The sequence below is a fragment of the Knoellia sp. AC549 genome, assembly GCF_979258975.1.
In genome coordinates, this window is the sequence record NZ_OZ409890.1 from 541,019 (window position 1) to 566,797 (window position 25,779).

General features: G+C 69.9%; 24 protein-coding genes and 1 pseudogene. 13 read left to right on the plus strand and 12 right to left on the minus strand.

The window, feature by feature from the left end:
* Positions 1–61 precede the first annotated feature (61 nt).
* Both ACZZ98_RS02565 and ACZZ98_RS02570 read right to left on the minus strand, forming a co-directional pair.
* A complete protein-coding gene (locus ACZZ98_RS02565; protein WP_463514806.1) occupies positions 62–1,099 on the minus strand; it encodes a hemolysin family protein in 1,038 nt (345 codons plus the stop codon).
* Positions 1,096–2,448 carry a hemolysin family protein gene (locus ACZZ98_RS02570; protein WP_463514807.1) on the minus strand — a complete coding sequence of 451 codons (1,353 nt, stop codon included), beginning with the start codon at positions 2,446–2,448 and terminating at the stop codon, positions 1,096–1,098. Before ACZZ98_RS02570 ends, ACZZ98_RS02565 begins: the two co-directional genes overlap by 4 nt.
* A 175-nt stretch (positions 2,449–2,623) precedes the next feature.
* Here ACZZ98_RS02570 and ACZZ98_RS02575 point away from each other — a divergent pair, with 175 nt between their 5' ends.
* The 3 genes and pseudogenes from ACZZ98_RS02575 to ACZZ98_RS02585 all read left to right on the plus strand — a co-directional run bounded on the left by ACZZ98_RS02575 (position 2,624) and on the right by ACZZ98_RS02585 (position 8,552).
* Positions 2,624–3,607, plus strand: a complete 984-nt coding sequence (locus ACZZ98_RS02575; protein ID WP_463514808.1) for an ABC transporter ATP-binding protein — start codon at positions 2,624–2,626, stop codon at positions 3,605–3,607.
* Entirely contained in the window at positions 3,604–4,413 is an 810-nt protein-coding gene (locus ACZZ98_RS02580) for an ABC transporter permease subunit (RefSeq protein ID WP_463514809.1), read from the plus strand. The genes ACZZ98_RS02575 and ACZZ98_RS02580 overlap by 4 nt, the downstream gene beginning before the upstream one ends.
* A 234-nt stretch (positions 4,414–4,647) precedes the next feature.
* Positions 4,648–8,552 (plus strand): annotated as a pseudogene (locus ACZZ98_RS02585) (multifunctional oxoglutarate decarboxylase/oxoglutarate dehydrogenase thiamine pyrophosphate-binding subunit/dihydrolipoyllysine-residue succinyltransferase subunit).
* Positions 8,553–8,627: 75 nt separating this feature from the next.
* Here ACZZ98_RS02585 and ACZZ98_RS02590 read toward each other — a convergent pair.
* A complete protein-coding gene (locus ACZZ98_RS02590; protein WP_463514810.1) occupies positions 8,628–11,345 on the minus strand; it encodes a fibronectin type III domain-containing protein in 2,718 nt (905 codons plus the stop codon).
* A gap of 142 nt (positions 11,346–11,487) precedes the next feature.
* Here ACZZ98_RS02590 and ACZZ98_RS02595 point away from each other — a divergent pair, with 142 nt between their 5' ends.
* Both ACZZ98_RS02595 and ACZZ98_RS02600 read left to right on the plus strand, forming a co-directional pair.
* A complete protein-coding gene (locus tag ACZZ98_RS02595) occupies positions 11,488–11,664 on the plus strand; it encodes a DUF6104 family protein (RefSeq protein ID WP_380085440.1) in 177 nt (58 codons plus the stop codon).
* A gap of 2 nt (positions 11,665–11,666) precedes the next feature.
* The gene (locus ACZZ98_RS02600) at positions 11,667–12,353 is read left to right on the plus strand and encodes a GDSL-type esterase/lipase family protein (RefSeq protein ID WP_463514811.1); all 687 of its coding nucleotides are present in this window, start codon (positions 11,667–11,669) and stop codon (positions 12,351–12,353) included.
* Positions 12,354–12,366: 13 nt separating this feature from the next.
* On the opposite strand, the gene ACZZ98_RS02605 is transcribed toward ACZZ98_RS02600, so the two are convergent.
* Complete coding sequence (locus tag ACZZ98_RS02605; protein ID WP_463514812.1) at positions 12,367–13,335, minus strand: zinc-binding dehydrogenase; 969 nt, start codon at positions 13,333–13,335, stop codon at positions 12,367–12,369.
* Between the two features lie 49 nt (positions 13,336–13,384).
* On the opposite strand from ACZZ98_RS02605, the gene mmuM reads away from it, so the two are divergent.
* On the plus strand, positions 13,385–14,269 hold the full coding sequence (gene mmuM, locus ACZZ98_RS02610) for a homocysteine S-methyltransferase (protein ID WP_463514813.1): 885 nt from the start codon (positions 13,385–13,387) through the stop codon (positions 14,267–14,269).
* A 33-nt stretch (positions 14,270–14,302) separates the two neighbouring features.
* On the opposite strand, the gene ACZZ98_RS02615 is transcribed toward mmuM, so the two are convergent.
* Positions 14,303–15,460 (minus strand): NAD(P)-dependent malic enzyme, encoded by a 1,158-nt coding sequence (locus tag ACZZ98_RS02615; RefSeq protein WP_463514814.1) that lies wholly within the window; start codon positions 15,458–15,460, stop codon positions 14,303–14,305.
* Positions 15,461–15,633: 173 nt separating this feature from the next.
* Here ACZZ98_RS02615 and ACZZ98_RS02620 point away from each other — a divergent pair, with 173 nt between their 5' ends.
* Both ACZZ98_RS02620 and sodN read left to right on the plus strand, forming a co-directional pair.
* Positions 15,634–15,993, plus strand: a complete 360-nt coding sequence (locus ACZZ98_RS02620) for a S24/S26 family peptidase (protein WP_463514815.1) — start codon at positions 15,634–15,636, stop codon at positions 15,991–15,993.
* A 66-nt stretch (positions 15,994–16,059) separates the two neighbouring features.
* A complete protein-coding gene (gene sodN / locus ACZZ98_RS02625; RefSeq protein ID WP_463514816.1) occupies positions 16,060–16,461 on the plus strand; it encodes a superoxide dismutase, Ni in 402 nt (133 codons plus the stop codon).
* A gap of 82 nt (positions 16,462–16,543) precedes the next feature.
* Here sodN and ACZZ98_RS02630 read toward each other — a convergent pair whose 3' ends face one another.
* The 3 genes from ACZZ98_RS02630 to ACZZ98_RS02640 all read right to left on the minus strand — a co-directional run bounded on the left by ACZZ98_RS02630 (position 16,544) and on the right by ACZZ98_RS02640 (position 19,275).
* Entirely contained in the window at positions 16,544–17,875 is a 1,332-nt protein-coding gene (locus ACZZ98_RS02630) for an HD-GYP domain-containing protein (RefSeq protein ID WP_463514817.1), read from the minus strand.
* Between the two features lie 30 nt (positions 17,876–17,905).
* Positions 17,906–18,472, minus strand: coding sequence for an HD domain-containing protein (locus tag ACZZ98_RS02635; protein WP_463514818.1), 567 nt, complete (start codon positions 18,470–18,472; stop codon positions 17,906–17,908).
* 668 nt (positions 18,473–19,140) lie between these two features.
* The gene (locus ACZZ98_RS02640) at positions 19,141–19,275 is read right to left on the minus strand and encodes a hypothetical protein (RefSeq protein WP_463514819.1); all 135 of its coding nucleotides are present in this window, start codon (positions 19,273–19,275) and stop codon (positions 19,141–19,143) included.
* A 169-nt stretch (positions 19,276–19,444) separates the two neighbouring features.
* On the opposite strand from ACZZ98_RS02640, the gene ACZZ98_RS02645 reads away from it, so the two are divergent.
* A complete protein-coding gene (locus ACZZ98_RS02645; RefSeq protein ID WP_009775747.1) occupies positions 19,445–19,519 on the plus strand; it encodes a 50S ribosomal protein bL37 in 75 nt (24 codons plus the stop codon).
* Positions 19,520–19,590: 71 nt separating this feature from the next.
* Here ACZZ98_RS02645 and rsrA read toward each other — a convergent pair whose 3' ends face one another.
* Positions 19,591–19,941: a mycothiol system anti-sigma-R factor gene (gene rsrA, locus ACZZ98_RS02650; protein ID WP_463514820.1), complete on the minus strand. Its 351-nt coding sequence runs from the start codon at positions 19,939–19,941 to the stop codon at positions 19,591–19,593.
* A complete protein-coding gene (locus ACZZ98_RS02655; RefSeq protein ID WP_463514821.1) occupies positions 19,938–20,564 on the minus strand; it encodes a sigma-70 family RNA polymerase sigma factor in 627 nt (208 codons plus the stop codon). Before ACZZ98_RS02655 ends, rsrA begins: the two co-directional genes overlap by 4 nt.
* Before the next feature lie 158 nt (positions 20,565–20,722).
* Here ACZZ98_RS02655 and ACZZ98_RS02660 point away from each other — a divergent pair, with 158 nt between their 5' ends.
* Positions 20,723–21,262 (plus strand): ferritin, encoded by a 540-nt coding sequence (locus ACZZ98_RS02660; protein WP_463514822.1) that lies wholly within the window; start codon positions 20,723–20,725, stop codon positions 21,260–21,262.
* On the opposite strand, the gene ACZZ98_RS02665 is transcribed toward ACZZ98_RS02660, so the two are convergent.
* Complete coding sequence (locus tag ACZZ98_RS02665; RefSeq protein ID WP_463514823.1) at positions 21,150–21,902, minus strand: alpha/beta hydrolase family protein; 753 nt, start codon at positions 21,900–21,902, stop codon at positions 21,150–21,152. The two genes, ACZZ98_RS02660 and ACZZ98_RS02665, sit on opposite strands and share 113 nt — an antisense overlap.
* Positions 21,899–22,741 (minus strand): SOS response-associated peptidase, encoded by an 843-nt coding sequence (locus tag ACZZ98_RS02670; RefSeq protein ID WP_463514824.1) that lies wholly within the window; start codon positions 22,739–22,741, stop codon positions 21,899–21,901. Before ACZZ98_RS02670 ends, ACZZ98_RS02665 begins: the two co-directional genes overlap by 4 nt.
* A gap of 135 nt (positions 22,742–22,876) precedes the next feature.
* On the opposite strand from ACZZ98_RS02670, the gene ACZZ98_RS02675 reads away from it, so the two are divergent.
* The 3 genes from ACZZ98_RS02675 to rsgA are packed head-to-tail and all read left to right on the plus strand — an operon-like array spanning position 22,877 to position 25,732.
* A complete protein-coding gene (locus ACZZ98_RS02675; protein WP_463514825.1) occupies positions 22,877–23,416 on the plus strand; it encodes a DoxX family protein in 540 nt (179 codons plus the stop codon).
* Positions 23,403–24,701: a 3-phosphoshikimate 1-carboxyvinyltransferase gene (aroA, locus tag ACZZ98_RS02680; RefSeq protein ID WP_463514826.1), complete on the plus strand. Its 1,299-nt coding sequence runs from the start codon at positions 23,403–23,405 to the stop codon at positions 24,699–24,701. The genes ACZZ98_RS02675 and aroA overlap by 14 nt, the downstream gene beginning before the upstream one ends.
* Positions 24,701–25,732, plus strand: coding sequence for a ribosome small subunit-dependent GTPase A (gene rsgA, locus ACZZ98_RS02685; protein WP_463514827.1), 1,032 nt, complete (start codon positions 24,701–24,703; stop codon positions 25,730–25,732). The genes aroA and rsgA overlap by 1 nt, the downstream gene beginning before the upstream one ends.
* Positions 25,733–25,779: the final 47 nt, after the last annotated feature.

A 25,779-nucleotide genomic window follows, 5' to 3' on the forward strand; every position in this document is an offset into this window, starting at 1 on the left:
GCGACTTCGGGTCGGTGCTCGCTGGGCTCGCATCGACCCGAAGTCGCAACAAGTCAGGGGTTCAGCCGCGCTGGGACGCGTCCGTGACCTCGCCGACGAGCTCCTCGATCACGTCCTCGAGGAAGACGACGCCGATCACCTCGCCGTCGTCGGCGACGACCCGGGCCAGGTGCGAGCCGGTGCGCTGCATCGTGGCGAGCACGGACTCCACCTCGTCGCCGGGGCGCACGTTCGCCATCCTGCGGATGCGCTTGGCCGGAACCGGCTCGAGGCGCTCCTGCTCGTCGGCGAAGAGCACGTCCTTGAGGTGGAGGTAGCCCGAGAGCGTGCCTCCGGAGTCGACGACCGGGAAGCGCGAGAACCCGTGTCGCGCGACGAGCCGCTCGATGGCGTCGGGGGTGGCGTCGACGCCCACGGTGACGAGTCGGTCGTTGGGGACACCGACGTCTCGGGCGTCCTTGTCACTGAACTCGAGGGCGGCGCCGAGCAGGCCGTACTGCTCGGGCTCGACCAGGCCCTCCTTGTGCGACTCGGACAGGATCTGCGCGACCTCCTCGGCCGTGAACGCGGAGGCGAGCTCGTCCTTGGGGTCCACCCCCAGCGCCCGGACCAGAACCTTGGAGACCCAGTCCATGACGCTGATGACCGGCTTGACCACCCTCGAGACCATGACGAGGGCCGGGACGAGCGCGATGGCCGCCCGCTCCGGCGTCGCGATCGAGAGGTTCTTGGGGATCATCTCGCCCACGACGACGTGCAGGAAGACGACGATGAGCAGGGCGAGCACGAGCGCCAGGACGTCGGCGACGGCCTCGGGTGCACCGAGCGTCTCGACCGGTCCGACGAGCGCGTGGTGCAGGGCGGACTCGGACACGGCGCCGAGGAGCACGGAGCAGACGGTGATGCCGAGCTGGGCGGTCGCGAGCAGGATCCCGGTGCGGGACATGGCGTCGAGCGCGGTCTGCGCCCGACGGCTGCCCTCTTGGGCCAGGGGTTCGAGCTGGCTGCGGCGGGCGGACATGGCAGCGAACTCGGCGCCGACGAAGAACGCGTTGGCGAGCAGGAGGACGACCGTGATGAGGATGGTTCCGAGACTCATGCCGGCGCCCCCTCCGACTCGTCGGATCGATGTCCCGTCGGGGCGTCATCCTCGGCCGCCACGGGCGTGAAGCGCAGCCGGTCGACCCGGCGCGCCTCCATGTCGATGACCGTGATCCGCCACCCGGGCAGCTCGACGACCTCACCGACGACGGGCACCCGTCCCAGCTCCGACATGACGAAGCCGGCGACCGTCTCGTATGCCGGTCCCTCGGGGATCTCGATACCGGTGCGGCGCAGCACCTCGTCCGGCCGCCACAGGCCCGGCACGGTCCATGACCCGTCGGTCATCTGGCGACCGGTGGTCTGGCTGCGGTCGTGCTCGTCGGACACCTCGCCCACGATCTCCTCGACGAGGTCCTCGAGCGTGACGACACCCGACGTGCCGCCGTACTCGTCCACGACGATGGCGAACTGCTGACCGCTGTCACGCAGGTGGATGAGGAGCGGGTCGAGGCGGATCGTCTCGGGCACGACGAGGGGCGGGGTCATCAGGGCTGAGACGGGGACGTCGTCGCGGCGCTCGTGCGGCACGGCGATGGCCTTCTTGACGTGGACCACCCCGTCGACGTCGTCCCAGTCGTCGTCGATGACCGGGAAGCGCGAGTGACCCGTCTGGCGCGCGAGCTCGACGCACTCGCGAGCCGAGGCGGACCGGTCGATGGCCGTGGCGCGTGAGCGGGGGGTCATGACGTCGGCGGCCGTCTGGGCGCCGAAGGTGAGGGACGCGGTCACGAGGCGGGCGGTCCCGAGGTCGAGCGTGCCGGCCTCGGCCGACGTGCGCACGAGTGACGCGAGCTCGGCCGGGCTCCGGGCGGCCGAGAGCTCCTCCTGCGGCTCGACCCCCATGGCACGAAGCGCCGAGTTCGCCGTGCCGTTGAGGACGTGGATGAAGGGCTTGAACGCCAACGCGAACCATCGCACCGGTGCGGCCACCCACTTCGCCGTGGCCAGCGGCGTCGAGATCGCGAGGGTCTTGGGGACCATCTCGCCGACGATCATCGAGAAGATCGTGGCGAGGACCATCGCGAGCACCGATGCGACGCGCTCCGCGAGCGACTCGCCGAGCCCGAGCGACTGCAGCGGTCCGAGCAGGAGCTTGCCGATGGACGGGTTGGCGAGGAAGCCGAGCACGAGGGTCGTCAGGGTGATCCCGACCTGCGACGCGGACAGCTGAGTCGACAGCGCGCGCAGGGACGTGAGGACCGACCGGGCCCGGACGTCCCCACGCTCGACGGCCTTCTCGACACTGGGGCGGTCGAGTGCGACCAGCGCGAACTCGGCGGCGACGAACAGGGCGGTCCCCAGCGTCAGCGCGACGCCGGCGAGGACGAGTAACCACTCGGTCATAGTGCGACCATCCTAGGGACGAGGTAGGACGTCCCGGCATGGGGCCGCCTCCGCGAGCGGTCGACGTCATACCTCGGACGGACCCCCACTCCACCGTGCGGTTGACCCTGACGCCGCGTGAGCCTGCCAGAATTGCCGCCATGCACAGACTTCAGCACGCAAGGGGGGACGCCTGATGACCGCCGCTTCGACGACCACCGGCGCACGCATCGAGGTACGCGACCTCACCAAGACCTTCGGTTCCTTCACCGCCGTCGACCAGCTCAGCTTCGAGGTCGAGCCCGGTCGGATCACCGGCTTCCTCGGCCCCAACGGCGCAGGCAAGACAACCAGCCTGCGGATGCTCCTCGGTCTCATCCACCCGACATCGGGCACGGCGACGATCGACGGTCAGAACTACCACGACCTCGACCACCCGCAGTCGGTCGTGGGTTCGGCCCTCGAGGCGACGAACTTCCACCCGGGCCGCTCGGGCCGCGACCACCTGCGCGTCCTCGCCGCCGCAGGCGGCCTTCCCGACAGCCGCGTCGACGAGCTGCTCGAGCTGACCGGCATACCGGCTGCTGCTCGCAAGCGCGCCGGTGAGTACTCCATGGGCATGCGCCAGCGCCTCGGCCTGGCCGCGGCGCTCCTCGGCGACCCGCGAGTCCTCATCCTCGACGAGCCCTCGAACGGCCTCGACCCCGAGGGCATCCGCTGGCTGCGCGGCTTCCTGCGCCACCTCAGCAGCGAGGGCAAGACCATCCTCGTCTCCAGCCACCTCCTGCAGGAGGTCGAGGCCACGGTCGACGACGTCGTCATCATCGCCAACGGGCGGCTCGTGCGCGAAGGCGCCATGTCCGAGCTGCGTGGCGCCCCCTCGACGGTGGTCCGCACGTCCGACGTCGACCAGCTCGCCGGCGCCCTGCGGGTCGCAGACGTCCTCGCCACTCCCGGAACCGACGGCGAGCTCATCGTCGAGACCACCGACAAGCGCCTCGTGGGTGACGTGGCCCTGCGGGCAGGACTGCCGATCTGGGAGCTGCGCGACCGCAGGGCCGACCTCGAGGCACTCTTCTTCGAGCTCACCGAGGGCACCAACCGCAACCTGGGCGACGGCAACCCCGGCCCACCGACCGAACGAGATGCCGTCGCCGGCCGGGAAGGGGCGAACGAATGATGGGCGCCGTCATCAAGTCCGAGTTCCTGAAGTTCTTCACCACCCGCATGTGGTGGGGTCTGGCGATCGCCATGTTCGTCGCGGCTGCCCTCTTCGCCGTGCTCTTCGGCTTCCTGCTCACCATCCCACCGACGCCGGAGTCGATCGCGTCGGGCCAGCCCACCGGCAGCCCGCTCCAGATCGCCAACAGCGTCTACACCTCCGGCCTGACCATCGGCTACACCCTCACCCTGGTCATCGGCATCATGCAGATCGGCTCGGAGTACCGCCACAAGACCGTGACCAGCACGTTCCTCAGCACCCCGCGACGCATCCGGGTCATGCTGGCCAAGGTCGTGGCGCTGCTCGGGATCGGCGCCATCTACGGCCTGATCTCGCTCGTCGGTTCCGTCGTCGCCGGTGCCATCGTCCTGCAGTCCCGGGGTTTCGACCCCTTCCCGAGCACGCAGGTCCTCCGGGCGCTGGCCCTCAGCCTCCTGGTGCTCGGACTCTGGGCGCTCATCGGCCTGGGGGTCGGCATCCTCATCCCCAACCAGGTCGCTGCGCTGCTCATCGCGATCGGCGTGGCCCAGATCGTCGAACCCCTCGCCAGCTTCGCGCTGACGTTCTGGGACTTCGGTCAGGAGCACATCGCCAAGTTCATGCCGGGCCAGGCCACGAGCGCGATGGTCAGCGGAGTAACGCAGGGCGGGGACAACGCGGTGCAGCCCCTCTCCTGGTGGACGGCAGCCCTCGTGCTCGCCACCTACGCGGCCGTCCTGAGCGCGGTCGGCACCTGGCGGACCGTGCGCCAGGACATCTCCTAGGACCTTCTCACCACGTTCTTCGAGGGGAAGACGGCCGCTGCTTCCGATCTGCGCGGCGGGTCAAGCAGAACGAGCCGGTATGCCGGGTGCGAGCCACCCGGCATACCGGCTCGTTTCGTCGGGGAACCGTGCCCACAGACGTGTCGGACCCATCCTCGGCAGCCGCGTCCGGAGGGATAGTCTGGTCAGACACCTGAAACCTGACGACACCACGCAGAAAGAGGCGTAACTGCCGTGCCCGACCAGTCCGCTCCGCACGACCCCCTGACCGCATTCGGACCCAACGAGTGGCTGGTGGACGAGCTCTTCGAGCAGTACCAGAAGGACAAGAACTCGGTCGACAAGGCGTGGTGGGACTTCTTCGCCGACTACGACCCCGCGAGCCCCAACGGTGGTGCCGGCAACGGCGGGCGCCAGAGCGCACCGGCTGCTCAGCCTGCTCCCTCCTCGAAGCAGCCCGAGGTCGCGGCACCGAAGACCGAGGCGCCCAAGGCCGAACCCAAGGCAGCGGCGCCCAAGGGTGAGGCGCCCAAGGCCCAGCCCAAGGCAGAGGCGCCCAAGGCCGAACCGAAGAGCGAGGCGCCCACGGCCGAACCCAAGGCGGAGGCCACCAAGAGCGAGGCCCCCAAGCCGGAGGCCACCAGGAGCGACTCCCCGGCGGACGCGCCTAAGCCCCGCGAAGCGGGTGCGCCGAAGTCCGATGGCGCGGTCAACGCCCCGGAGCTGGCGCCGATCCGCGGGGCCAGCGCCCGTGTGGTCACCAACATGGAGGCGTCGCTGGCCGTCCCCACCGCGACGAGCGTGCGCGCCGTCCCCGCCAAGCTGCTCGTCGACAACCGCATCGTCATCAACAACCACCTCGCCCGCTCCCGCGGCGGCAAGGTGAGCTTCACCCACCTCATCGGCTTCGCGGTCGTCAAGGCCCTGGGCGTCATGCCCGCCATGAACAACGGCTTCTCGAACGACGAGAAGGGCAAGCCGGTCCTCGTGACCCCCGCCCATGTCAACTTCGGTCTGGCCATCGACCTCGAGAAGCCCGACGGCACGCGCCAGCTCCTCGTGCCCTCGATCAAGGCCGCCGAGACGATGGACTTCGCCCACTTCTGGACGGCATACGAGGAGATGGTCAAGAAGGCCCGCGGCGGCAAGCTCACCGTCGAGGACTTCCAGGGCACCTCCATCTCGCTCACCAACCCGGGCGGCATCGGCACGGTGCACTCCGTCCCGCGCCTCATGGCCGGCCAGGGGGCCATCGTCGGCGTCGGCGCCATGGACTACCCCGCCGAGTGGCAGGGTGCGAGCGACGAGACGCTCAACCGCAACGCCGTCTCCAAGATCCTCACGCTCACTAGCACCTACGACCACCGCATCATCCAGGGCGCCCAGTCCGGTGAGTTCCTGCGCGTGATCCACCAGCTGCTGCTGGGTGAGAACGGCTTCTACGACGAGATCTTCGAGAGCCTGCGCATCCCCTACGAGCCGGTGCGGTGGGTCCAGGACATCTCGGCGTCCCACGACGACGACATCAACAAGGTCTCGCGGGTCCAGGAGCTGATCCACGCCTACCGCGTGCGCGGCCACCTCATGGCCGACACCGACCCGCTCGAGTACAAGCAGCGGCGCCACCAGGACCTCGACGTCACGAGCCACGGCCTCTCCCTGTGGGACCTCGACCGCTTCTTCGCGACCGGCGGCTTCGGCGGCCAGCCGTTCCTCAAGCTCCGCAAGATCCTCGGCATCCTGCGCGACAGCTACTGCCGCAGCATCGGCGTCGAGTACATGCACATCCAGGACCCCGAGCAGCGCGAGTGGATCCAGTCCAAGATCGAGGTCGGCTACGCCAAGACGACCCGTGAGGAGCAGCTGCGGATCCTGCGCAAGCTCAACGCCGCCGAGGCGTTCGAGACGTTCCTCCAGACCAAGTTCGTCGGCCAGAAGCGCTTCTCCCTCGAGGGTGGCGAGTCCGTCATCGCCCTCCTCGACCGCGTCCTGTCGCTCGCGGCCGAGGACGAGCTCGAGGAGGTCTGCATCGGTATGCCGCACCGCGGCCGACTCAACGTCCTCGCCAACATCGCGGGCAAGTCCTACAGCCAGATCTTCCGCGAGTTCGAGGGCAAGCAGGACCCCAAGTCGGTCCAGGGCTCGGGCGACGTCAAGTACCACCTGGGCACCGAGGGGACGTTCACCGCCGAGAACGGCGCGACGACCAAGGTCTACCTCGCGGCCAACCCGTCGCACCTCGAGGCGGTCAACCCGGTCCTCGAGGGCATCGTCCGCGCCAAGCAGGACCGCCTCAACCTCGCCGGCGAGGACTTCACCGTCCTGCCGGTCCTCATGCACGGTGACGCGGCCTTCGCCGGGCAGGGTGTCGTCGCAGAGACGCTCAACCTGTCGCAGCTGCGCGGCTACCGCACCGGTGGCACGGTCCACGTCGTCGTCAACAACCAGGTCGGCTTCACGACGTCACCGAGCTCGTCTCGTTCCTCGACCTACTCCACCGACGTCGCCCGGATGATCCAGGCCCCGATCTTCCACGTCAACGGTGACGACCCGGAGGCGTGCGTGCGGGTCGCCGAGCTGGCCTACGAGTTCCGCAAGGAGTTCGCCAAGGACGTCGTCGTCGACATGGTCTGCTACCGACGTCGCGGCCACAACGAGGGCGACGACCCCTCGATGACGCAGCCGCTCATGTACAGCCTCATCGAGGCCAAGCGCAGCGTCCGCAAGCTCTACACCGAGTCGCTCATCGGTCGTGGCGACATCACCGTCGAGGACGCCGAGGCCGCGCTGCGCGACTACCAGCAGCAGCTGGAGCGGGTGTTCGTCGAGACCAAGGCAGCCCTCAAGGAGAACGAGGCTGCCGCCGCCAGGGCCGCCGACGACAACTACACGGGCACCGACGTCGAGGGCCACACCGGTCTCGAGCCGCCGGCCGCCCAGACGGCCGACGCGACGACCCGGTCCGCGACCGAGACGGCGATCTCGCCCGAGGAGCTCAAGGCGATCGGCGAGGTCTTCGCCAACCCGCCGCACGGCTTCAGCGTCCACCCCAAGCTTCCAGCAGATGCTCGACAAGCGTGTCGGCAGCGTCAGCCAGGGGGGCATCGACTGGGCGACCGGCGAACTCCTCGCCTTCGGCTCACTGCTCAAGGAGGGCACGCCCGTCCGCCTCGCCGGCCAGGACAGCCGCCGCGGCACCTTCGTCCAGCGCCACGCCGTCCTCATCGACAAGGAGACGGCACTCGAGTGGACGCCGCTGCTCTATCTGGGTGAGGGGCAGGGCCGGTTCTGGGTCTACGACTCCCTGCTCTCCGAGTTCGCCGCTCTCGGGTTCGAGTACGGCTACTCGGTCGAGCGCCCCGACGCGCTCGTCCTGTGGGAGGCCCAGTTCGGTGACTTCCTCAACGGGGCGCAGACCATCATCGACGAGTTCATCAGCGAGCTCGGAGCAGAAGTGGGGCCAGCGCTCCTCCGTCGTGCTGCTCCTCCCCCACGGCTACGAGGGCCAGGGTCCGGACCACTCCTCGGCCCGCATCGAGCGGTTCCTCCAGATGTGCGCCGAGGACAACATGACGGTGGCCTACCCGTCGACCCCGGCCAGCTACTTCCACCTGCTGCGCCGCCAGGCCTATGCCCGACCGCGTCGGCCGCTCATCGTCTTCACCCCGAAGTCGATGCTGCGCCTCAAGGCAGCGTCGAGCATGCCTGAGGACTTCACGACGGGCACCTTCCGGCCGATCCTCCCGGACCGTCAGGGCGCCACGGACGGCACCGTCGACCGCGTGCTCCTGGCAGCGGGCAAGGCGGTGCACGAGCTGGAGGCCGAGCGCGCCAAGCGTGGTGACACGAGCACAGCGATCCTGCACATGGAGCAGTACTACCCGCTCCCGGGCAGGGAGCTTGCCGAGGAGCTGGCGAAGTATCCGGACGCCGAGGTGGTCGTCGTCCAGGACGAGCCGCAGAACCAGGGTGCGTGGCCGTTCCTCGCCCTCAACCTGCCGGCGGCTCTCGCAGAGCACGACGTCCAGCGTCCGCTGCGCGTCCTGTCGCGCAAGGCGTCGGCCTCACCGGCCACCGGGTCGAACAAGAAGCACCAGGAGGAGCAGGCCGAGCTCATCGCGGCGGCCTTCGCCCGCTGACAACGACCAGCGCATGAGTGAGGCCTCGGCACGTGTGCCGGGGCCTCACTCATGCGCTCGAGATCGACCGCTGTCTCAGCGTCGGTAGTAGCCCGCCACATCCACGAGGAGGTGGCCCTGGACGCCCGAGGACAACTGGAAGCGCACGGTCCCGCCGTACTGCACAGGCAGGACGACGTGGTTGCCCACCGTCTGGCTCGCAGTGAAGTTCAGGATCGAGCCAGTGGACGTCGAGATCGCCGGGTGGCCCACCAGGTTGCCGCCGCGCGAGGGCCCCACCACAGTGGTGCGCAGAAGCACCGCCTTGGCCTCGGGCGGCAGGTTGGGCAGCTTCAGCGTGGTAGCCGTCGACCCGAGCCCGGTCGAGCCGCCGAGTCCGCTTCGGGTGTCCATGATCCGCGTCGGGGCGACTGGCTCGTACCCGGCGCCGGTGTCGAGCGAGTAGGTCCCCACGAGGTCGGCGATGAGCTCCACCGAACCCGCAGCGTTCCAGAGGTTGACGCGACCGGCGGAGTCGAGGGGGACGACGACCAGGTTGGCGACGGTCCCCCCCTGCGGAACGTTGAGGCTCGAGGAGTTCGGCCGCGGCGTACCAGCCGGGTATGCCGTGACATAGGTTCCCTTGGTCGCCCCCGTGACGGTGAGGTTGAGGACGGCGGCCGTGGGCACCTGCCCCACGCGCTTGGGCACCGTGAGGGACACGAGCTGTCCAGCGCCCACCGGCGACTGCGCCGCGCCGGTGCCGTGCCTCGTGTCGAGGATTCGATTTCCCGCCTCGGACAGCATCGTCGACAGTCCGCCCGGATGCACGTAGCCGGCGAGGTCGACGAGGAGGTTGACGCCTCCCCTGGCATTGAACAGGGACACGCGACCGTCCTTGCTGACCGGCACACTGACGAACGACGCCACCGTCTCACCAGGCAGGAGGTTCAGGTGCGACGCCGTCGGTCGGGCGGTGTCGGTCGCATGCGCCGTGATGTAGGTGCTGGTGGTCGCGGACAGCCCAGTGAGGTTCAGGTTCACGGACGTCGTGCCGGCAGGGAGCCCCGGCACGGTGAAGGCAATGGTCTCGCTGGGCTTCACGGGCCGAGGGCTGGCGCCCAGCCCGGTTCGGGTGTCGACGAGGCGGCGAGGCGTCACGGGCGTGAAGCGCTGGCCGACTCCCGGTGTGGTGGTCAGCGTTTTGACCTGCGACCAAGGACCCCACTCAGTGCCGTCATCGGCTCGCACGGTGAAGCCGAAGGTCCTGTCAGCCGGGAGGGCACCGAGCGACATCGTCCGCGCCGTGGTGGTCAGGCAGCTGACCGTCGTTCCGTCCAGCCGGCGCCGGCAGACCTCATAGCTCGTGACGGTGTCCACGCCACCGGGATAGGTCCACGTGAGCTTCGCCGTGTCCGGAGCGGACAGCGTCGCGGTCAACACCGGCGCAGTCACCTCGGTGACCAGTGTCACCGGGGCGGACCGGGCCGACGGCGACCCGGTGCCGACAGTGTTGATCGCGGCCACCGAGAAGGTGTGCTGCGCGGACGCAGCCAGACCCGAGAACGTCACCGTGGTGGCGGTGGCTCCAACGGTCATCGTCTGCCCGCTGGGGTGGGCCGTGACCTCGTAGCCCGACAGTGGACCGCTGGCGTTGGGTGCGGGCGGCTTCCAGCTCACGTCGATGAGGGTGCGTCGCGGCGAGGCAACGGGTGCTGCCGGGGCCGGTGGCAGGGTCCAGGTCCTCATCGGCCCGTACTCAGAGAAGGCTCCTGTGCCCAGGGCGTTGATCGCGGAGACGCGGAGAGTCTGCTGTGTGCCGTCCTCCAGTCCGGTGAAGGTCGTGGTCAGGGTGTCCGCGTCGGTCCGCACAACCTTCCCGGACGGGACCAAGGTGGCCTCGTATCCCGTGATGGGGCTGCCACCGTCGCTGAACGGGCGTTCCCACGCTGCGGTGAACGACCCCCGGGCCCACGCGGCAAGGTAGGTGATGCTCGGCAGTCCTGGCGGACTGGGCGGGCTGACGACCGTGAAGTCCGCGTTGACGCCGGCGGGCAGAGGTGGTTCGCCGACGTAGTTCCCGAGCGCATCCTGCAAGAACTCGATGGACGCCGACCACCTGCCCGTCGGGGAGCCCGTCTGCACAAGGAACTGGTTCGTGAACATGTCGGTCTCGCCGATCCGACTCAGGTGCAGGGATGAGCGAGCACCATCAGCTTCGTGGATGAAGAGCCTCACGCTGGCGTCAGTGCGATCAGTGACCTTCGCCGTGACCCTCACGAAGCGTGACTCGTACGTGATGTCGACGGGGTTCGGTGTCACCTCCAGCGAGTGCAGCACCGGCGCCTGGACGTCGGCATCGACCGAGGTCACGTCGATGGACGTGCGCGCTCCCGTGGGCGGGACCACGTCGTGGTACTCCTCGTCGACGTAGAGAGCATCGAGGTCGAGCACCCACTGACCCGGTGCAGCGCCCTGGGGCAGGGTGAAGGTGAAGGTGCGCTCGTCGGCGGAGGTCCAAGGCGTCGGGTCGGCCACACCGGTCGACACCTGGGTGCTCGCTGAGCTGCGCAGCCACGCCTGGTTCGGTGTTCCGAGATTGTGCACCGGGTCCATGCCCACCACGACGCGAAGGGTCACCGGGCCCTCGGTGACGTCCAGCGACGTGGCGCTCCATGAGACCGACGTGGCGACGATCGGTTCGGGATCGTCCGCGGCCTCCGCCACGGACGACGAGGCCAGCCCCGTGGCGAGGATGACGACGATCGCGAGCAGGGCCGAGATCGGGTACCGCACGATGGGCCGAACGTTCATGGAACTCCCCCAGAAGGCACGTGCGCCGGGAAGTCCACGGCGGGGAAAGTATCGCATTGGGGACGAGCTCCGGGTGCAGCTTCGCGCAACGCGCTCCCGAGGGCTCCCGGGTGAGGAGGCGCACGCGCATTAGGGTGGCTGCGTGTACTTCACCGACCGAGGGATCGAGGAGCTCGAGGCCCGCAGGGGCGACGAGGACATCACCTTCGCCTGGCTCGCCGAGCAGCTGCGCACCTTCGTGGACCTCAACCCCGATTTCGAGACACCCGTCGAGCGGCTCGCCACCTGGCTGGCTCGGCTCGACGATGAGGACGACTGACCATGACCGACCAGATCCACCGCCCGGATCAGTCCGGCGGCGAGCCCTCCGGCGACATCGAGTTCCGGCCGAGCGCGGACTTCAGCGTGCCCGGGGACGGACCCCGGGACGTGGCCATCGTCTTCATGGGCGACTCCCTGGTGACCGGCGTCGGTGACCCCAAGGGGCAGGGATGGGTGACCCGGGTCGTCGGGCGCACCTCTCATCCGGAGGTCGAGTTCACGGCATACAACCTCGGTATCCGTGGTCAGACGAGCGGCGACGTCCTCGCCCAGTGGCACCAGGAGTGCCCTCCCCGCTGGAAGTCACGCAGCGAACGGCGGCTCGTCATCTCGTTCGGTGCCAACGACATCGCGGCGGGCGTCACGCTGGCACGGCACCGCCTCAACCTCGCCAACATCCTCGACGAGGCCGCGAGCAACGGCGTCTCGGCGTTCGTGGTGAGCAGTCCGCCGACGAGCGACGACGCGTTCAACGACAAGCTGGCCGTGCTCGTCGAGGCCCAGGCCGACGTCTGCTCGCGCCGGTCGGTGCCGTTCGTCGACTGCTACCGCCCGTTGCTCGGGCACGACCAGTGGCGTTCCGAGCTCAGAGCCAGCCGCGACGGGCAGCACCCAGGCCAGGCCGGCTACGGCCTCATCGCCTGGCTCGTCCTGCACAACGGCTGGAACGAGTGGCTCCAGATCTGAGCCGCACGCCGGTTCAGGCCGTGAACACGATCTTGCCGGTGACCTGACCCTCGACCATCCGGGCGAAGCCTTCGCGGGCATCGGCAAGCGGGATGACGGAGTCGATGAGCGGCTGGATGCCCTGTGCGACAACGAGATTCGCCAGCTTCTGGAGCTCGTCGCGGGTGCCCATCGTCGAGCCGATGACCCGGAGCTGCTTGAAGAAGATCTTGGTGAGCTCGGCCTTGGCCGGCGCATCGCCCGACGTGGCGCCGGAGATGACGATCGTCCCACCTGGCCGCAGTGAGTTGACCGAGTGCGACCACGTCGCGGCGCCGACGGTCTCCATCACCGCGTCGACCCGCTCGGGCAGCCGCTCCCCTGACGCGAACGCGCGATCCGCACCGAGCGCGACGGCCTGCTCACCCTTGGCCTCGTCGCGGCTCGTCACCCACATCCTGATCCCGGTTGCCGCGCCGAGCTGGACGAGTGCCGTCGCGACGCCACCGGCCGCTCCCTGGACGAGGACCGTGCCTCCGGGCTGCACCTGCGAGTTCGTGAAGAGCATCCGGTATGCCGTGAGCCAGGCTGTCGGGAGGCAGGCGGCCTGCTCCCGGCTGAGCTCCGCGGGCTTGGGGACGAGGTTGGCCCGCGGGACGGCGACCTTGGTGGCCAAGGTGCCGTCGTGCAGCTCGGAGAGCAGGGTGCGGCGCGGGTCAAGGGTCTCGTCACCGTTCCATCCCTCCGACGGGACGACGGCGTGCACGAGGACCTCGTTGCCCTCGGGGTCGACGCCGGCCGCATCGCAGCCGAGAACCATCGGCAACCGGTCGGGAGCCAGCCCGACTCCGCGCAAGGACCACACGTCGTGGTGGTTGAGGGCACACGTCCTGAGGTCGACGACGACCCAGCCGTCGCGCGCCTGCGGGTCCGGGCGCTCCCCCACCTCGAGACCCGACAGCGGGTCGGCAGCGGACTGGGAGACGGCGGAGGCGGCGAGCATGGCTTCGACCCTACCCATGGCTCCGAGCCGGCAGTGCGACGATGTGGCGATGACCCTCGACACGTTCCTGCGCCCCGGACCGGTCGTCCTCGACGGCGGCTTCTCGACGGCGTTGGAGGCACGCGGCCACAACCTCTCCGGACGCCTCTGGTCGGCCCGGCTCCTGCGCCAGGCCCCGTCGGAGGTCGTGGCGGCACACCGGACCTTCGTCGACGCGGGCGCGGAGATCGTCATCAGCGCGTCCTACCAGGCAAGCTATCCGGGATACGTCGCTGCCGGTCTGAGCGAGGAGCAGTGCGACGCCGACCTCGACGCCTCCATCGGCCTGGCGCGTCAGGCCGCCGATGGCCGCGCCCTCGTCGCTGCCTCGGTCGGGCCCTACGGAGCGCACCTGGCCGATGGCTCCGAGTACACCGGCTACCCGCAGGTGAGCCGAGCGACGTTGCGCGAGTTCCACGTGCGCAGGCTGGAGCGCCTCGTCGCGGCAAACCCCGACCTCGTGGCGGTCGAGACAATTCCCGAGGTCAGGGAGGCCGAGGTGGTCGTCTCACTGCTCGCCGAGATCGCCCCGGACCTGCCCTACTGGGTCTCCTTCTCCGCGACGGAGGGCGCACGGCTCACCGGGGGCGCGCCGTTCGCCGAGGCCGTCGACGTCGTGGGCGGCGCGGCCATTGCTGTCGGCGTGAACTGCACCGCACCCCGCCACCTCGACGAGCTCCTCGCTGCCGGCCGTCCCAGCGTGCCCTACGTCATCTATCCCAATGCGGGCGCGACCTACGACCCCGACAGCAAGACCTGGACCGAGGACGGCTCCACCCGCTTCGCGCCGACATCGGTGCAGCACTGGACCGACCTCGGAGCCCGCTTCATCGGCGGTTGCTGCGGGATCGACGCGCACGGCATCCGCGACATCGCGGATGCCGTGCGCGCCTGAGCTGGCAGCGCGCTCGCCCGTTGCGTCCGGCTTTCAGGCGAGCAGGGCCACGGCGGCCGCCACGGCGTCGGCAACCCCCGGCGCGAAGACGCTGGGCACGATCTCCTCGGCGCTCGGTTCAGCGACCATGGCAGCGATGGCCTCGGCAGCAGCGAGCTTCATCGCCTCCGTGACCTGGCTCGCGCCTGAGTCCAGGGCGCCCCGGAAGATCCCGGGGAATGCCAGGACGTTGTTGATCTGGTTCGGGAAGTCCGAGCGACCCGTGGCGACGACGGCTGCGTGGCGGTGGGCCACGTCCGGGTGCACCTCGGGGTCGGGGTTCGCGAGCGCGAAGATGATCGCGTCCGGCGCCATCCTCGAGATCTCCGCCTCCGGCACGGTGCCCCCGGAGACGCCGATGTAGACGTCGGCGTCGACGAGTGCGGCGGCGATGAGGCCGGTCAGCCCGCGCGGGTTGGTGGAGGCGGCGATGCGGTGCTTGTGCCCGGTGAGATCCGTGCGTGAGGGCGAGATGATGCCGCGCGAGTCGCAGACGACGACGTCCCGGACCCCGGCCCGCTGGAGCAGTCCGGTGACCGCGACCCCTGCCGCACCGGCGCCGGCGACGACGACTCGGAGGCCGTGCAAGGGGCGACCCACGACCTTGGCGGCGTTGGTGAGGCCGGCCAGGACGACGATCGCGGTGCCGTGCTGGTCGTCATGGAAGACCGGGATGTCGAGGCGCTCCTTGAGCTGGCTCTCGATCTCGAAGCAGCGCGGCGCCGAGATGTCCTCGAGGTTGATCCCACCGTAGGACGGGGCGATCCGGGCGATGGCCTCGACGAGCTCGTCCACCGTGCCGGTCTCCATGCACACAGGCACGGCGTCGATCCCGCCGAAGTGCTTGAAGAGGATGGCCTTGCCCTCCATGACCGGCATGGCCGCGAGGGGTCCGATGTCACCCAGCCCGAGGACGGCTGTCCCGTCGGTGATGACGGCAACGGTGTTGCGACGGGCGGTGTAGCGCGCCGAGAGGCTGGGGTCCTCGGCGATGGCACGGCAGACGTCGGCCACACCCGGGGTGTAGAGCAAGGACAGGTCATCGCGGTCGCGCAGCGGCTGCGTGGCGTGTACGCCGAGCTTTCCGCCCTCGTGGGCTCGGAAGACCGGCCCGTCGAAGTCGAAGCTCGAGTACACCGGGGACGCAGACATGACGGGAACTCCCAACGTGCAGACAGGTGGCGCGACCGAAGGACTCGGTGCGACGTGCCAGGCCCCTGGTGCGGGGCGGCGATGGGCGGGAGGTGTGCCGCGCCCTGTCATCCTCGCACGCGTCGGGTCGGCACGTCTGCGGGTCCTGACGTGCGCAATGCCACAATCGCCCCGTGCTGCCACGACCGCTCCCCCGCCCGCGCGTCGTTCGCGTGCGCGGCCGGTCGATGGAGCCGACGTTGCACGAGGGCGACCTCCTGCTGGCCCTCTGGGGGGCGCGGCCACGACCCGGAGGGGTCGCCGTCGTCCGGCTGCCTGCCGACGGCAAGGGCACCGCTCGACCGGTCTCGGTCAAGCGCATCGCAGGCGCCGACCCGAGCGACCCGGGCCGCCTGTGGCTCGACTCCGACAACCCTCGAGAGGGCCTGACGTCGTTCGACGTCGGCTCGATCACCCCTGAGGACGCTCTGGCGAGCGTGGTCGCGCGGGTCTGGCCACGACCCGGAAGGCTGCCCACGCGGCAGACGCCCTGATCCCTCCGCGTGCGGTCGTTGTAGGTTGGGAAGTGGCCACAACTCAGCCCAACGAAAGGGACGTTCATGCGCCTCCCCGCTCTGTTCAGCGTCACCGATGTCAGCGCCCACTGCGACCTGCCCTGCGGCGTCTACGACCCCGCCCAGGCCCGCATCGAGGCGGAGTCGATCAAGGCGATCATCGCCAAGGTCGCCGACAACGACGACCCCGACTTCCGCACCCGCGCGATCCTCATCAAGGAGCAGCGTTCGGAGCTCGTCAAGCACCACCTCTGGGTGCTCTGGACCGACTACTTCAAGCCCCCGCACTTCGAGAAGTTCCCCAACCTGCACACCCTGGTCAACGAGGCGACCAAGCTTGCCGGCGCCTCCGGCACCAAGGGCGAGCTCGACGCCGCCAAGGCCGACGAGCTCCTCGCCAAGATCGACGAGATCGACGCGATCTTCAAGGAGACCAAGAAGGCCTGACCGCTACAGCGAGTCATGCACCGCGAGCCCCGACGCACGACGCGTCGGGGCTCGCTGCTGTCCGAGGACGTCTGCGGTCGGGTCAGGTACGGCTCGGCTGGTGGACCGTGCGGATGAGGGCCTCGACCACCTCGGGGTCGTACTCGTAGCCGAGCCCCAGGTGGATCCGTTCCAGCGCGGCCTCGATCGAGGACGCGTCGGTGCGGCCGTGCGAGAAGTCGTCGAAGGCGTTGGCGACCTTGATGATCCGACTCTCGATCGGGACCTTCTCGTTCCACTCGCGGACGTGTCGGAACGGAGTCGTCTGTCCCTCCATGAGGTCGGCCACGCGGTCGAGGACCTCGGTGCGACGGACGATGCGCGCGCCCTCGGAGGCGATCCGCCGCTGGTCGTCGGGAGCAGCCAGCACGGTTGCGCCGTCGGGGATCGGGGATCTGAGCCCGACCTGGCCCAGGTCGTGCAGGAGCGCGGCATACTCGAGGTCTTGGACCTGCTCGGCATGCATGCCCATGGAGCGCGCGATGCTCACCGCGCGGGAGGCGACCCGGGAGGCGTGCCCGGCCGGGGTGTAGCCAGCCACCTCGGTGAGCTGCGACAGGGTGGCGATCGTCTGTCGGTAGGTAGCGCGGTTCGTGGTGTAGCGGCGCACCGCGACATAGGTCAGCACCATCGGCAGGAGGCCCAGCGGCAGCGCCGCCAGACCCACGACGGGCGCGAGGAAGGCGACGAGCGGGCCCGCCGCCAGCAGACCGAGAGTGAGCGCCTGCGCCTCACCGAGCTCTTCGGAGAGTGCGCTTGCCACGGGCAGGGAGCGCCGCTGGGCCCGCACGAGGCCGGTGAGAATGATCTCGACATAGAGGCCGGCCGCAGCGGCGCCCATCATCACGATCGCCACGAGCCACGGCGGTCGGCCGTCGTCCAGCTGCCAGGCCCATTCCCCCGCCCCGCCGTCCAAGGGGACCGCACGCATCAGGCTTGCCGTGACCCCCACGCCGATCGTCCGAGCGGCGACGACGTACCAATGGGTCCGGCGATGAAGGGCACGTCCGACCAGGGTCCCCACGCACAACGACCCGGCCACGACGAGGGCGACGATGCCGGCCGGGACGTCGAAGACGGGATGTCCCTCCACCGAGCCGAGCACCGCCAGGGCGATCGCCGACGCCGTCGAGACCGGGGCCGCCACGCGCCCCGAGGGCATCTGCACGCGGAACTGCTCACCCACGACGATGGCCACGGCGAAGGCCGCCAGGACAGAGCTGTGGTCGCGCACGGCCAGCTCGAGGCGCGCGGACTCGGTGACCAGGGCGGACAGGACCGTGACGGCGCCGAGCAGGAGCACCATCGGCTCCACCCGGCGAGAGGGCCGGGCCGTCGTGGCGATGAGCGCCCCGACCCGCGGCGGAGGAGTCATGACGTCGTCACCATGCCCTCACCGGAACCATCATGGAGGCGGGCCACCCTGGCCAGGGCTCCGAGCATACGGTCCGCCTCCGGGGTCGCCGGCCTGCGTTCGCGCACCCGGGCGATGGCAGCGGAGGGACTGACCCGGTCCTCGCCGTGCAGGATGAGGTCGAACTCGTCCGCCGCTCGCACGATGTCGGCCGCGATCGAGAAGCTGGGCTCCGGAGGCCTCCGCCCTCGCGACCTCCTCCATCACTGATGAGGCCCCCGCGAGGAACGGCAGGCTCTGCAGCATGGCCGCACCTCTCAGAGCTGCGCCGCCCGCCTGGTCGACGCCCTCCTGCCCCGGAGCGACGACCACCCGGCCGAGGTCGTGCAGGAGTCCGGCCGTCCTGACGTCGGCGACCTCCTTGGGGCCCAGACCGAGCTCCTGGGCCATGAGCGCGGCCATGGTGGAGACGCGTCCGCTGTGCCCCTCCAGGACAGGCGCCCGGGTCTCGATGGCGGTCACCAGGGCGCCCAGGGCTCGTTCCCTGGCGTCCCGCTCCTCGCCGTACTGGAGCAGGGCCCAGCGCGCGCCCGCGAGAGGCGCGAGTGCGACGAGCACGGCGACCGGACCGCTTCCCCGGAAGCCACATGATCACGACCAGGAAGGCGATGATCCCGTAGGCGAACTGCGTCAGACCCGAGCTCGTCAGCATGTCGACGAGCTGCAGCTGGAGAGGCACGCCTGCCGTGAGCCGGATGACGCCGGCCACGAGGACGGCGTTCGCCAGGAGGTTGACGGCGTCGGCGACGACGATGGGCAGGCCGACGTGGAGCACGAGCTGCAGCGCCCCGTTGAGCTCGTCGACCGCGAGCGATCCCCCCGCCAGGTCGTAGGCGATCCCCCCGACCATCGCGGACGCCGACGCCATGGCCACGTTGAAGAGCCGTCGATGAAGCGCGATGCGACGCCGGGTGAGGACCGCCATGGCCAGACCCACCACTCCGGCCCCCAACGGTCCGACGATGGGGATGGCCGCCAGGACCACGACGTTGTCGGCGGTGAAGTGGATGCGACCGTCACTCGATGTCGACGGAAGCCACCACGTCAGGGCGCCAAGAAATGCCAGGACGACCAGGGCGACCCAGTCATCCGGCCAGCCGTACCGTAGGTACGAGTAGCACCCGAGACCGACCGCCACAAGCACCACGACGCCGATGTAGGTCGGCGTCGTGTATCGCGCGGGGAGTGAGGCCGGGGTCTCCGGCGTCACCACATCGGACAGGTGTTCACCACTGCCAGCCGGCAGCCTTGACCGAGGTGTTCTTCACGTGGGAGGAGTCACCGGCCTGGGCGGAGGTCGCACCGATCGTGGAGAGAGCGGCGAGGACGACGGCGACGGCAGCGATACGGATGGAGCGCATGATAAGACCTTTCGTTGGTCCCGACCAGGGAAGCCAGGACTGAGTTGCCCATTATCCCACGCTTCCCAGGTGTGCGACAATGAAAACGACGTACGAGCGATCTGTGGCGCCCCTTGGCACCGTCAGGGCTCCCTGTCGCCCGTTCACCCCCGAACCTCGAGGAGTTCCCATGAGCAAGCGCGCCCGCAAGCGCCGCTCGCGCAAGGGCAACAAGGCCAACCACGGCCGCAAGCCCAACGCCTGAGCACAGCGCAGCAGCCGACGAAGGGGCGACCACCATGCGGTGGTCGCCCCTTCGTCACACCTGCAGGCGGGTCAGCGATCGAGCTCGAGGCGCACCATGGTGATCCGTTGCATGACCTGCACGCGCAGCTGGTCAGGGCAGGGTTCGCCACCACCGGTGCGACGTACGGCAGCCTTCACGGCACGGTCCAGGTCATGTTCGTGCAGGCACGGCCCGCAGGCCTCGAGGTGCTCTGCGACCCGCGCGACGTCGGCCGGCTGCATCTCGCCATCGAGGTACTCATAGATCCGGTGCAGGACCTCGGAGCACTCTGCATGGGAGTCGACGTGGGACCCAGCGGACCCATCACCTGAGTCGACGTGGCCGCCGAGGACGCCATGATCTCCACGGGTACCTTGGGCGCTGTTGACGTTCTCGTTCACGACGAGACCTCCTTGCCGAAGCCGCGCTCAGCGGCATACTCCGTCAGCATCTCGCGGAGCTGACGACGACCGCGGTGGAGACGGGACATCACGGTGCCGATGGGGGTTCCCATGATCTCGGCGATCTCCTTGTAGGCGAACCCCTCGACGTCGGCGAGGTAGACCGCCATCCGGAAGTCCTCGGGCAGGTCCTGAAGGGCCCGCTTGATCTCGGAGTCGGGAAGGTGGTCGAGGGCTTGTGCCTCGGCCGACTTCAGACCCGTGCTCGTGTGCGACTCGGCCCGCGCCAGCTGGTAGTCCTCGACGTCGGACGCATCCGACTGGAGCGGTTCGCGCTGCTTCTTGCGATAGGTGTTGATGTAGGTGTTGGTGAGGATGCGGTACATCCAGGCACGAAGGTTGGTCCCCGGCTTGTACTGGTGGAAGGCCGCGAACGCCTTGGCGTAGGTCTCCTGCAACAGGTCCTCGGCATCGGCCGGGTTGCGCGTCGTGCGCATCGCCGCGGCATACAGCTGGTCGAGGAGGGGCAGTGCCTCCGCCTCGAACCGCGCCTGCTTCTGCGCCGGGGTCTCGGTCGCGAGATCCACGCCGGTCTCGTCGCTGGTCGTCTGTGGTGTGGTCATCGCACTCCACCCTAGACCCGTCTCGGCGGGTGACGTCGTGTGCAGTACGAGCACGGGCGAACCTCTCGGTGATGCGGTGCGCCGACGACTTCTCGGTGCGGGAACAGGGGGTTCAACAGGGGGAAGGAGGCACCATTCCCCGCGTGTAGCGTTTGGCCATGCTCACGTCGACCCCATCCTCGTTCGTCACCCTGCTCGGCGAGCAGATACGCCACGAGTTCACCGCCAGCCAGCAGTACATCGCGATCGCGGTGTGGTTCGACGACCTGGACCTTCCCCGGCTCGCCGAGCGCTTCTACGCGCAGAGCGTGGAGGAGCGCAACCACGCCATGATGATGGTCCGCTACATGCTCGACCGGGACTGGGACGTCGAGATCCCCGGGGTCGACCCCGTGCGCAACTCCTTCGACCGACCGGCGGAGCCCATCGCCCTGGCCTTCGAGCAGGAGAAGACCGTGACCGAGCAGTGCGAGGCCCTCTTCCGGGCGGCCCGCGCGGAGGGTGATGTCCTCAGCGAGCAGTTCATGCTGTGGTTCCTCAAGGAACAGGTCGAGGAGGTGTCGTCGATGAAGACCCTGCTCACGATCACCGAGCGCGCCGACGACGACTGGTTCCAGGTCGAGGAGCACCTCGCGCGCGAGCCACAGGTCGAGCCCGACGACTCCTCGGCGCCCGACGTCGCCGGCGGCCTGCTCTGAGGCGCCGCAGCGAGGCGACCGTCTCGAGGAAGGCCAGCGCGGCGGCGACCAGCGGCCCCGTCGCCCTGATCGTGTGCTCGCCCTTGACCGCGGTGACGTATGCCGGGTCGTCGAGCTCGGCGCGGACCTCACCCGGGGTGCCGAACGGGTCCCGCTCCCCCTGCACGACGTGGAGCGCGATCCCTGCCGCCAGAGGCAGCCTGAGCTCGCCGGCGCGGGAGACCTCGGGCCGGCCCGGCGGATGCAGCGGGAACGACAGGCACAGCACGGCGTCGGCCCCGACGTCTGCCGCCGTGCGGCAGGCGACTCGGGCGCCGTTGCTCTTGCCCGAGAGGACGAGCGGTCCGGGCAGTCGGGCCCGACCGGTGCGCAGGGTCTGGACCACGGGGAGCCACGCCTCGTCCTGCGGGACGGGACGCGGCGGCATACGGCGTCCTGCCACGCCCCAGGCCTGCTGCACGAACGCGACCGCCCAGCCCTGCTCGACGAGTCCGTCACGGACCGCGACGAGCTCGGCACCACCCAGCCGACCGCTGGCCCCGTGGGTGAGGACGACGGTCCCTCGAGCCCGAGGCGGCCGCGAGACGTGGGCGTGGGCAGGCCCCAGTGGGGTCTCCACCTCGACCAGTCGCGCAGTCACGTCGGGGACCCGATGATCTCGCCGGTCATGGGATCGACGACCCCGTGCAGCTCGGACTCGGGGACCGGGTCCAGCAGCTGCGGTCCGTTGGAGCGGTTGCTGCTCACGGCCCGGGAGACGGGGTATGCCGTGAAGCGTCCGGCTGCGTGGGGCCGGAGCAGTTCGGCCACGTGCCCGAGGTCGGTGAGGTCCGGGTCGAGCCAGTCGTCGAGCTGTGCCCGCTCGAGGACCAGTGGCTGGCGGTCGTGGATGCGGTCCAGACCGGGCTCCGCCTCGGTCGTGATGATCGTGAACGTCGTCAACCACGCAGAGGGGTCGTCCCCGTCGCTGACCGCGGGGTCACGCCAGAACTCGTAGAGCCCGGCGAAGGCGCAGCTCGCACCGTCGCCTCGTGAGGTGAAGAAGGGCTGCTTGAGTGGCTTGCCCTTGGCGTCGGTCGCGGTCGGCGAGGCCTGCCACTCGTACCAGCCGCGTGCGGGCACGAGGCACCGTCGGCGCGCTGCCGCCTTGGCGTAGGCCGGCTTCTCCAGCACGGACTCGACCCGGGCGTTGATCATCCGGACCCCTGCCTTGGGGTCCTTGGACCAGCTCGGGACCAGGCCCCAGGTGAGCAGTCGGAGCTGCCGTGTCGCACGGCCCTCGGACTCGCCCCGTGGTGACCTGGTGAGCACCACTGGGGCCTGCTTGGTCGGGGCCATGTTGTGGTCCGGGGTCCCCGGAGGTGGGGACTGCGGGTTGACGAGCACGCTGCGGGAGGGCTCGGCCACGCGATCGTCGTCGACCTCGAACTCGAGGGTCAGCTCATCAGGCTTGGCCGTGGCCGCATACCGCCCGCACATGCGGCCAATCTACGCAGTGGCAACGACACGAGCGGGGACAGCCGCATGACCGGGCGACCCTCGAAGCCACGGATGGATGCGCACCAACTACGGTAGGAGCAGGTCCACGATCCGTCCCGACCCCGAGGAGGACGCATGTCGCTCGTGCGTCGTGTTGCCCGTCCCATGCTCGCCGCGATGTTCGTCGTGGGAGGGCTCGACCAGCTCAAGCATCCCGGCGCCAAGTCCAAGGCGGCCGGCCCGCTGCTCGACCAGGCCCGCAAGCTCGGCCTGCCCGACGACCCCGAGCTGCTCGTGCGAGCCAACGGTGCTGCGATGGTGGGTGGTGGCGCACTGCTCGCGACCGGTCACGTCCCGCGTCTGGCGTCGACGGTCCTCGCGGGCACCCTGTTGCCGACGACCCTTGCGGCACACCCCTTCTGGAACGAGTCCGACCCGCAGAAGCGCGCGCAGCAGAGGATCCAGTTCCTCAAGAACCTCGGCCTGCTCGGTGGCCTGCTCCTCGCCGCCGTCGACACCGACGGCAAGCCCAGCCTGAGCTACCGCGCCCGGCTCGCCGGTGAGAGCGCGCAACGCACCGCCCGCACGACGAAGCGTGAGGCCCGACACGCGGCCAAGGCCGCTCGCCGCGAGGCCCGACTGAAGGCGGCCCAGGCACAGAATGCCCTCACCTGACTGGACCTGCCCGGCGACCACCGAGCCCGTGGAGGCGGTCGTCGACCTCCCCGGCAGCAAGTCGCTGACCAACCGCTTCCTCATCCTGGCCGCTCGCGCCAGTGGGGTGTCCCGCCTGCGGTCGCCGCTGCGCTCTCGGGACACCATCCTCATGGTGGGCGCCCTCCGCGGCCTCGGGGCCCAGGTCGAGGAGGTCGACGGGGACGACTGGCTCGTCACGCCCGGCGAGACGCACGGTGAGCCCATCGTCGACTGTGGACTCGCGGGCACGGTCATGCGCTTCGTCCCACCTCTCGCTGCGCTCGCCGACGGCCCCGTGCACTTCGACGGGGACCCACAGGCGCGGACCCGGCCCATGGGTCCGGCACTCGAGGCGATGCGCGCCCTCGGGGTCCGGATCGACGACGACGGCCGTGGTGCGCTGCCGTTCACCGTTCGCGGAGCTGGCTCCGTCCGTGGCGGTCCCGTGACCCTGGACGCCTCGGCGTCGTCCCAGTTCATCTCTGCCCTACTCCTCTCTGGTCCGCACTACGACCAGGGCGTGATGATCCAGCACGACGGCAAGCCGGTGCCCAGCCAGCCGCACATCGACATGACGGTCGAGGCGCTGCGCGATGCCGGAGCCGACGTCGACGACACCGAGCCCAACCTGTGGCGCGTCGAGCCGGGGCCGCTCAACCCGCTCGACGTCCAGATCGAACCGGACCTCTCGAACGCGGCCCCCTTCCTGGCGGCCGCGCTCGTCACCCGCGGACGGGTGCGCGTCCCCGGCTGGCCGCAGCACACGACCCAGGCCGGCGACGAGATCCGCGACATCCTCGACGAGATGGGCGCCGACGTCAGTCTGGCCCGCGACGGACTCACCGTGAGCGCCGTCGACGGGTTCGGAGGGGTCGACGTCGACCTCCACGACGCCAGTGAGCTGACCCCGGTCGTCGCGGCCCTGGCGGCGCTTGCCGAAGGGCCCAGCCTCATCCGTGGCGTGGCCCACATCCGCGGCCACGAGACGGACCGGCTGGCCGCCCTGGCACGCGAGCTGGGCGCCCTCGGGGCTCTCGTCACCGAGACCGAGGACGGCCTGCACATCACGCCACGGCCCCTCTCCCCCACGACCTTCCACACCTACGCCGACCATCGCATGGTCATGGCTGGTGCGGTCATCGGGCTGGCAGTGCCCGGTGTGGTCGTCGAGGATGTCGACACCGTCGCCAAGACCCTGCCCACCTTCACGACCCTGTGGGCCGGAATGCTCGGTCGGCACCAGCCCGAGGGGCGCACTGCCTGATGGCCCGGGCCACGAGCGACTATGACGAGTCCGACGCCCGGATCCGTCCCAGCAAGCGTGGCAGCCGTCCTCGGTCCAAGGACCGACCGGCCCACCTCGACGCCGTCCCCGGCATGGTCATCGGAGTCGACCGCGGTCGCTACACCGTCCTCATGGAGCCCGGATCCGCTGATGAACGCATCGTCGTGGCCATGCGGGCCCGCGAACTCGGCCGCAAGAGCATCGTCGTCGGCGACGACGCACTCCTCGTCGGTGACGTCTCCGGCAGCCCCGACGCCCTCGCACGCGTCGTGCGGGTCGAGCCCCGTCGCACCCTCCTGCGCCGCACCGCGGACGACACCGACCCCGTCGAGCGGGTCATCGTGGCCAACGCCGACCAGCTCGTCGTCGTCTGCGCCCTCGCCAATCCGGAGCCTCGCCCCCGGCTCATCGACCGCTGCCTCGTCGCGGCGTACGACGCAGGGATGTCTCCGCTGCTGGCCCTCACCAAGGCCGACCTCGCAGATCCGGCGCCGTTCCTCGAGAACTACGCACCCCTCGAGGTGCCTGCCGTCATCACGGCGACCACGGACGCGGACGGAACCGACGGGCTCGACGCCGTGCGCGACGCCCTGCGGGGGCATGTCAGCGTGCTCGTCGGACACTCGGGGGTGGGCAAGTCCACCCTCGTCAACGCCCTGGTCCCCGATGCCTACCGGGCGGTGGGCGTCGTCAACGACGTCACCGGTCGCGGGCGACACACCTCGACATCGGCCGTCGCGCTGCGCCTGCCCGACGGTGACGGCTGGGTCATCGACACGCCGGGGATCCGGTCGTTCGGCCTGGCCCACGTCGACCCCGAACGCATCATCACGCACTTCCCGGAGCTCGAGTCCGGCACCGACGGATGCCCTCGCGGCTGCACCCACGACGAGGAGGAGTGCGCCCTCGACGAGTGGGTGGCCGCCGGCCGTGCCGGGCCCTCAGGAGTCTCCCGACTGGAGTCGCTGAGGCGGCTGCTGCGCACCCGCCATCCCCAGACCGGCGACTGACCGGCGGCCTCCGACGACCGCTCTGTCGCGGGGCGTGAGAGCCGCCA